This window comes from Polaromonas sp. P1_G1 (assembly GCF_056405595.1).
On sequence record NZ_JBFUBU010000326.1, the window covers coordinates 1 to 352 of the forward strand.

The following is a 352-nucleotide window of genomic DNA, read 5'->3' on the forward strand; positions in this document are numbered from 1 at the left end:
CATGGCGGGCTGGGTCTCGCGCAGCAGCGAGTTGGCCACCTCCTGCAGGTCCAGCCAGTCCATGCGGTCATCCGCTGCGGCGCGTTCGGCGGCCGTGGTGTCGTTGGTGATCTGTGTGCCGGCGATCTGGCCCAGGGTTTTGTCCTCGCGCACCAGGCCGTGCAGGCGTTCCACATAGGCACGGTGGTGGGCTTCGGAGTCGGCCACGTCGATGTACAGGCCGCCGCCGCGCTGGGAGATTTCGTCCAGGTCCTGGCGCGTGGCCACCACAAAGGCCTTTTTGGCCAGCAAAACGCCGTTCTTGTCCATCAAGGGGAACGGCAGCGGCTGGCCGATGCGGATGGATTCGACG

Annotated in this window: 1 pseudogene; it reads right to left on the reverse strand. The window is 66.5% G+C overall.

From position 1 onward, the window contains the following. Positions 1–352 (reverse strand): annotated as a pseudogene (locus AC1D1Y_RS27060) (HD-GYP domain-containing protein); the annotation flags it as partial.